Raw genomic sequence first — 4,746 nt, 5'->3', positions numbered from 1 at the left:
ATGGGGTGACTTCGGTGATGTGGTTCCGGCGCGACCTGCGGCTCGGGGACAACCCGGCCCTGCTCGAGGCGTCCGCGGACGGAGCGGTGCTGCCGCTGTTCGTGCTGGACCCCGCGCTCTGGGGACCCGCGGGGCCCTCCCGCCGGGCCCCAGAGGGCGGGGTCGACCACGAACAGCGGCAGGACCGCCCCGCCGGCCGCCGCCTCGAGCAGCGCTGGGTTGTCGCCCAGGCGCAGGTCGCGGCGCAGCCACCAGACGGCGGGCGTGGAGGTCGGCATCGCGTCCAGCCTGCCAGGGGGTGGGTCGATGGGGGAGAATGCAGCCGTGAGCGACCTCATCGACACCACCGAGATGTACCTCCGGACCATCTACGAGCTGGTCGAGGAGGGCATCGTGCCGCTGCGCGCCCGGATCGCGGAACGGCTCCACCAGAGCGGGCCCACCGTCTCCCAGACCGTCGCCCGGATGGAGCGCGACGGGCTGCTCACCGTCGAGGGGGACCGTCACCTCCAGCTCACCGACGAGGGGATGCGCCTGGCGACGCGGGTGATGCGCAAGCACCGGCTCGCGGAGCGGCTGCTCACCGACGTGATCGGGCTGGACTGGGAGCTGGTCCACGAGGAGGCGTGCCGCTGGGAGCACGTGATGTCCGAGACCGTGGAGCGCCGGCTGCTCCAGCTGCTCGACCACCCCACGGAGTCGCCGTACGGCAACCCGATCCCCGGCCTCGACGAGCTGGGGGAGCACCCGCCGGGCGAGCCGTTCATGGAGGGTGTGGAGCCGCTCTCGCAGGCCGCCGGCTCCGCGGAGGGCCGGGTGCTGGTGCGCCGGATCTCCGAGGAGATGCAGAAGGACGAGGTGCTGATGAGCGCGATGCGCCGGGTCGGCGCGCTGCCGGACAAGACGATCACGGTCGTCGCGACCGAGGAGGGAGTGCTCGTCGGGTCCGGGGGCGAGACCGCCGAGATCGTGCCCGAGGCGGCCGATCACATCTTCGTGCGCAAGCTCTGAGCGCCGATCCGTGACTGGCTGAAGTTTTTACCAAACGGATCCCGCACTCCGCCCGGATGTGTTGACATACTTTTACCGTCCTGTTCATCGCGTGTGGAGATACTCTGGGTACGTTCAGCCACGGCTCGCCGCTTGGGCGCGCAATGTCGTCGGTCGGGGGTGGACGACGGTGGGGGAAGTCAATGGAGTTCATTGAGCTCAACAGCCCTGCCCGCGTGTCGGGCGAGCATGTGCTCGTCATTTCCCATTCGTCCACGACGCTCACCCGCGGCCTGAACCACGGTGAGGCCGTCGTCTTGCAGACGGCCGACGGCGAGCTGTACGCCGCCGAGGTGATCGACATCGGGTTCTGGCCCGAGGACACGGTCTACACGCTCGCGCTCGGCGCGCGGCTGCCCGAGGACATCGCCCGGGAGCGGATCGCCGGCCTGGACCCCGAGGCCCACGACCTCGCGATGCACGAGATCATCGACCTGCTGGGGGAGCTGGCGCACCCCGAGGACCCCGAGAAGCGCGAGCACGGCTGAGGGTCAGCTCCGCAGGGCGGCCAGCTCGGTGAGGAACTCGCTGCAGCCGGCGTCGACGGTGTACGCCGCGAGCGGGTCGCCGCGAGTCGCGCCCCGGTTGAGGATCACCACCGGCGTACCGTCTCGTGCCGCGCGGCGCACGAACCGCAGCCCCGACATGACGGTCAGGCTCGAACCGGCGACCAGCAGTGCCCCGCCGGCGCGGGCGAGCCCCTCGACGGCCGCGTAGCACCGCTCGACCCGCGGCGGGGGGACGTTCTCGCCGAAGAAGACCACGTCCGGCTTGAGCACCCCGCCGCAGTGCTCGCACGGCGGCACCACGAAGTCGTCGGTGTCGTCGAGCTCCACGTCGCCGTCGGGTCGCACCGGCGCCGCGGCGTGCCGCTCGGCGTACCCGGGGTTGAGCTCCGTGAGGCGGTCGTGGAGCGCCGCGCGGGCCGAGGTGGTCCGGCAGCCGAGGCAGACCACGTCCGCGATCCGGCCGTGCAGGGCGACCAGGCGCGGGGTGCCGGCCTGCTCGTGGAGGCCGTCGACGTTCTGGGTGATCAGCAGCTCGGGGGCGATCCGGGCCAGCGCCCGGTGCCCGGGGTTGGGCGCGGCGCGGCGCATCCGGCCCCAGCCGAGGTGGCTGCGTGCCCAGTACCGCTGCCGGGCGGCCGGGCCGGACACGAACTCCTGGTAGGTCATCGGCCGCCGGTCGGGCGCGCCGGGTCCGCGGTAGTCCGGGATGCCGGAGTCGGTCGAGAGCCCGGCTCCGGTCAGCACGACCAGGGGCCGGTCGGCGAGCAGCCGCAGCGCCGGCGTCCAGGCCGGCGCGGGGGGCGACCCCGGCGTCGAGGAGGGCGTGGGGGCCAGCGTCAACGGGCGTACCTGAGCTCGGCGCGCGCCTTGGCCTTGGCGGCCTCGACCTCGCGGTCCTTCTTCGGTGCGGTGGTCACGAGGTCGTCGAGCAGGTGCTGGGTCACGTGCGCGATCTCCCGGACCGCCCGGTCGAACGCCTCGCGGTTGGCCTGGGAGGGCTTGGTGGTCCCGCTGACCTTGCGCACGTACTGCAGCGCGGCCGCGGCGACCTCGTCACCGGTCGCCGGCGGCTCGAAGTTGTGGAGCGGGCGGATGTTGCGGCACATGCAGCGAGGGTACGTCGGCGGCGGGATGGTCGGGACCCTCACGACCTGACAGGGTGGAGCCCATGGCTGACGCACGCGAGCACGACCTGGTCCTGTTCGGCGCCACCGGCTTCACCGGCCGGCTCACCGCCGAGTACCTCGTCCGGCACGCGCCCGCCGGGCTGCGCTGGGCGCTGGCGGGGCGCAACCCCGAGCGCCTCGAGGACGTACGCCGCCACCTCGCCTCGATCGACCCGGCCGCGGGCGACCTGCCGCTGCTGCACGCCGACGTGACCGATCCCGCCTCGCTCGCCGACATCGCCGCCGCGGCCCGCGTGGTGATCACCACGGTCGGCCCCTACCTCGAGCACGGCGGCCCCCTCGTCGCGGCCTGCGCCGAGGCCGGCACCGACTACGTCGACCTCACCGGGGAGCCGGAGTTCGTCGACCGCACCTACCTGGAGTGCCACGCGACCGCGGAGCGCACCGGCGCCCGGATCGTGCACGCCTGCGGCTTCGACTCGGTCCCCCACGACCTCGGGGTGCTCTTCGCCGTGCAGCAGCTGGCCGCGTCGGGCCCGGTGCGCGTGCGGGGCGTGGTCCGCTCGAGCGGCACGTTCTCCGGGGGCACCTTCCACTCCGCGCTCGGCCAGTTCTCCCGTGTCCGCCAGCTGCGCGAGGTGACGCAGCGGCGACGTCGCGTCGAGCCCCGCCCGGAGGGACGTCGCTCCCGGGCGGTCGCCGGCAAGCCGCATCGCGACGCGCTGCTCGGGTACTGGCTGGTGCCGTTGCCGACGATCGACCCGATCGTCGTGGCGCGCAGCGGTGCCGCGTTGGCGGCGTACGGCCCCGACTTCTCCTACTCGCACTACGCCGGCACCAAGACCCTGCGGTACGCCGCCGGCGGGGTCGTGGCCGCGGTCGCGACGTTCGGTGCGGCCCAGGTGCCCCCGCTGCGCAAGCTCCTGCTCGGGCGGGTGCCCCAGGGCGAGGGCCCCGACGAGCGGCGCCGCTCGCGGTCGTGGTTCACCGTGGACCTCGTCGCCGAGGGGGACGGCCGCACGGTTCACGCCCGGGTCTCGGGGGGCGACCCCGGCTACGACGAGACCGCGAAGATGCTCGCCGAGTCCGCGCTGTGCCTCGCGCTCGACGACAACCCGCCGACCGCCGGCCAGGTCACCACGGCCCAGGCGATGGGCGAGCACCTGCTGGCCCGGCTGCAGGCGGCCGGGATCCGCTTCGAGGTCGTCGGTTAGCTCAGCCGTGGGCGACGCGGTCGCGACCGTCGCCGGGGTAGATGCGGTCGGCGCCGGGACCGCCGCGCAGCCAGTCGTTGCCCTTGCCGCCCCACATCACGTCGTTGCCCTTGGCGCCGTTGACGAAGTCGGCACCGTCGCCGCCGTGCACGACGTCGCGTCCGGCGTCGGCGAGCACCCAGAGCCGGAACCGGTGGGGGAGCGTGCGGCCGTCGACGTAGTCGTTGCCCAGCCGCGGCCAGACCTGCACGAAGACCTGCTTGCCGTCGAAGCTCTTGGGGATCGTGCACACCGCGGAGATCCCGGTCTTGACCTGCTCGCGCTGGCAGCCGTGGTCGGGCAGCTTCACCCGGGCGGTGCGGGTGTCGCGGTAGCGCAGCGCGTTGCGCGACTCGATGTACTTGATCCGCAGGTGGCTGTCGTGCTTGCCGGAGATGTAGATGTAGCCGTACCGCGACTTGCGGATGATCGCCTCGTGCCCGATGCCGGAGACACCCGCGTCGCCGGGCCCGAGCATCGTCGGGGGGTGGTCGCCCCCGCGGGGGCCGGCGGTGACGGCGGGGCTGCCGAGGCCGACGAGGCCGACGAGGACGAGGAGCAGCGTGCTGGCGATGCCGGACAGGCGCATCTGGTTGGGTCCCTCCAGGTGACGACAATCGGTCGTCGACGCTACGTGGAGGTGTCCGGACATGCCAATCCCCGCGTGTCGGTCAGGCTCTGCCGCCCCCTGCGTCACACCGGCCTCGACCGCCCCACGGGGCAGTCGCCGCGGCAGACATAGCCGGTGGCGCCCCAGGCCAGAGTCGAACTGGCGACCTTTCGCTTAGGAGGCGGCTGCTCTATCCA

The 4,746-nt window shown here is 73.2% G+C and carries 6 protein-coding genes and 2 pseudogenes; 4 read left to right on the top strand and 4 right to left on the bottom strand.

Annotated elements, in window-relative coordinates:
* Positions 1-17: 17 nt before the first annotated feature.
* Positions 18-83, top strand: a pseudogene (locus VGD85_RS18265) (deoxyribodipyrimidine photo-lyase); the annotation flags it as partial.
* Positions 84-203: 120 nt separating this feature from the next.
* On the opposite strand, the pseudogene VGD85_RS18260 reads toward VGD85_RS18265, so the two are convergent.
* Positions 204-278 (bottom strand): annotated as a pseudogene (locus tag VGD85_RS18260) (hypothetical protein); the annotation flags it as partial.
* Positions 279-324: 46 nt separating this feature from the next.
* Between VGD85_RS18260 and VGD85_RS18255 the strand changes: the two are divergent.
* A complete protein-coding gene (locus tag VGD85_RS18255; RefSeq protein ID WP_331064856.1) occupies positions 325-1,011 on the top strand; it encodes a metal-dependent transcriptional regulator in 687 nt (228 codons plus the stop codon).
* Positions 1,012-1,193: 182 nt separating this feature from the next.
* Positions 1,194-1,538, top strand: coding sequence for a hypothetical protein (locus VGD85_RS18250; RefSeq protein WP_331064855.1), 345 nt, complete (start codon positions 1,194-1,196; stop codon positions 1,536-1,538).
* A gap of 3 nt (positions 1,539-1,541) precedes the next feature.
* Here VGD85_RS18250 and VGD85_RS18245 read toward each other — a convergent pair whose 3' ends face one another.
* Together VGD85_RS18245 and VGD85_RS18240 are read right to left on the bottom strand one after the other, a co-directional pair.
* Positions 1,542-2,393 carry a Sir2 family NAD-dependent protein deacetylase gene (locus tag VGD85_RS18245; protein ID WP_414690833.1) on the bottom strand — a complete coding sequence of 284 codons (852 nt, stop codon included), beginning with the start codon at positions 2,391-2,393 and terminating at the stop codon, positions 1,542-1,544.
* Between the two features lie 2 nt (positions 2,394-2,395).
* A complete protein-coding gene (locus tag VGD85_RS18240; protein WP_331064853.1) occupies positions 2,396-2,665 on the bottom strand; it encodes a DUF2277 domain-containing protein in 270 nt (89 codons plus the stop codon).
* Positions 2,666-2,727: 62 nt separating this feature from the next.
* Between VGD85_RS18240 and VGD85_RS18235 the strand changes: the two genes are divergently transcribed.
* On the top strand, positions 2,728-3,900 hold the full coding sequence (locus VGD85_RS18235) for a saccharopine dehydrogenase family protein (protein WP_331064852.1): 1,173 nt from the start codon (positions 2,728-2,730) through the stop codon (positions 3,898-3,900).
* Position 3,901: 1 nt separating this feature from the next.
* Here VGD85_RS18235 and VGD85_RS18230 read toward each other — a convergent pair whose 3' ends face one another.
* Positions 3,902-4,528 carry a hypothetical protein gene (locus VGD85_RS18230; RefSeq protein WP_331064851.1) on the bottom strand — a complete coding sequence of 209 codons (627 nt, stop codon included), beginning with the start codon at positions 4,526-4,528 and terminating at the stop codon, positions 3,902-3,904.
* Between the last annotated feature and the right edge of the window lie 218 nt (positions 4,529-4,746).

The organism is Nocardioides sp., assembly GCF_036401255.1.
Lineage (GTDB): Bacteria > Actinomycetota > Actinomycetes > Propionibacteriales > Nocardioidaceae > Nocardioides.
This window is presented reverse-complemented; position numbering and strand designations above follow the sequence as displayed.

Excerpts from the sequence above, each read along its gene's own strand:
- VGD85_RS18250 (WP_331064855.1), top strand. The coding sequence starts at position 1,194 with ATGGAGTTCATTGAGCTCAACAGCCCTGCCCGCGTGTCGGGCGAGCAT.
- VGD85_RS18240 (WP_331064853.1), bottom strand. The coding sequence starts at position 2,665 with ATGTGCCGCAACATCCGCCCGCTCCACAACTTCGAGCCGCCGGCGACC.
- VGD85_RS18235 (WP_331064852.1), top strand. The coding sequence starts at position 2,728 with ATGGCTGACGCACGCGAGCACGACCTGGTCCTGTTCGGCGCCACCGGC.
- VGD85_RS18230 (WP_331064851.1), bottom strand. The coding sequence starts at position 4,528 with ATGCGCCTGTCCGGCATCGCCAGCACGCTGCTCCTCGTCCTCGTCGGC.